Origin of the sequence: Methylocella tundrae (assembly GCF_901905185.1) — a bacterium.
Taxonomy (GTDB): Bacteria; Pseudomonadota; Alphaproteobacteria; order Rhizobiales; family Beijerinckiaceae; genus Methylocapsa; species Methylocapsa tundrae.
This window is the reverse complement of the sequence record NZ_CABFMQ020000117.1, coordinates 1-1653: the sequence shown is the minus strand read 5'-3', so window position 1 is coordinate 1653 and position 1653 is coordinate 1. Positions and strand designations below refer to the sequence as shown.

The following is a 1653-nucleotide window of genomic DNA, read 5'->3' as shown; positions in this document are numbered from 1 at the left end:
CTAGCCACGATGTGAAGTGCTTTGCGCTCGGCCACGCCGCCAGGTTGGTCCCGCATTCCCCGACCAGCTTGAGCGCAAGGTACGACCCCAGACCGTGAATCTGAGTGAGGTCCACGCCCAGGATCGCGTGGAGCGCCTCGCGCACGTCGAAGGCTGGGGCATTCGGCTGGCGGGTCTTATGCCGGATGGGAGGAAGTTTGTTCTCCGGTGGCGATGCGCTCTTCCGCAGCCGCTTCAGAACGGCCTCGATCTGCTTGTCGCATGCAAGAACCTTCTCCTGATAGGCGTCGTACAGCTCGAGAGCTTGGGTCAAGGCGAAGATGTGCTCATCTCGAACGTTTCCCACCAGCGCTTGGCGCACCGTCTCGACCGAGGAGCGGCACCGCACATCGCGGAAGGAGGCCAAGATATCCGGGTCGCGCTCGCCTGCCACGATCGCTCGGATGATGAGCATGCCGGTGATGCCCGTTATGTCGGAAACGACATGATGAAGGTGCAGGTTCATTTGCGTCAGCGCCTTTTGCATGTGCTGGATGTGCGCGGCCGCGTAATCCAGCAGCCGCTCGCGCTGCCGCAGGTAGGCGCGGAGTCCCGCGATTTCGGCCTGGGGCCGGAAACTGGCGCGCAGGAGCCCGTATTCGTGAAGACGTTGCAGCCACTGCGCGTCGCTGACATCGGTCTTGCGTCCGGGAACGTGCTTGGCGTCGCGGGCGTTGACCACCAGCACCTCGAATCCGTGCTGCTCCAAGATTTCGTAAATTGGGATCCAGTAAACCCCGGTCGACTCCATGACGACCGTCTTGATGCCGCAATGTTCAAACCAGTCCGCCAGCCGGTGCAGATCATCGGTAAAGGTCTGGAATGTCCGGACCGGTTGCGGATCACGATCCGGGCCGACGGCCGCAACATGGATGGTGGCGCCGATATCGATCGCCGCCGCCGCTGGATGAACCCTGGACAGATCCCGCGAAGATCGAGATCGCTTCGGCTGACGCATGTGAGAACCCTCCTGCCTGAGAAAGCCAGCGAGGGGTTGGGTCGCGGAGAAGATCAATTTCCTAACCGGGATCGCCCGAAAGCGTCACCATTCGTAAGTCCGCAACAACCCATGGGCCACGTTTTTTTGCGGGGTCAAATCCACCAAAAAGTTCTCGGCCGCTCCCCTCGAGTCCGATATAGCGCCACCAGTTTCTACCGCCCCAGGCGGGCTACCGGTCCGAGCTCGTTTTTTTGGATTTCGATGATCGCTTCGGCGCGCTCCAATCGCTGTTTCAGGCGGAGATTGTCTCGCCGCGAAAGCGCGAGTTCCGCCGCCAGCGGGTTTGGTTCGGCGGTTTTGGGACCGCGCCTGGCGGGGCTCAGCGCTTCGAAGGCGCCGGCGGCGCGCTGACGCCGCCAGTCCGTCAGGGCCGACGAATAAAGCCCCTCGCGGCGCACGATCGCGCCGATCCCTCCGGGGACGCCCGCCGCGCGGTCAGCCTCCGCAAGGATGCGCAATTTGTCTTGCGCCGTGAACGTGCGGCGGCGAGGACGGTCCGAAAATTCAGGCGACGCGGCAGCCGGCGCTGAAACGATCGTCGGCCTCCGGCCGTCCTCCATTTCAGCGCCGGCTGCCGCAAGAGTCTTGCTGTCTTTGATTGGGGGCATAACCAC

Annotated in this window: 1 protein-coding gene and 1 pseudogene; both read right to left on the bottom strand. The window is 63.0% G+C overall.

Annotation, left to right across the window (positions count from 1 at the left end):
• Positions 1 to 997, bottom strand: a 997-nt coding sequence (locus MPC4_RS17260) for an IS110 family RNA-guided transposase (protein WP_174513614.1), incomplete at its 3' end; no start/stop codon positions are given.
• A gap of 212 nt (positions 998 to 1209) precedes the next feature.
• Positions 1210 to 1653 (bottom strand): annotated as a pseudogene (locus MPC4_RS21000) (transposase); the annotation flags it as partial.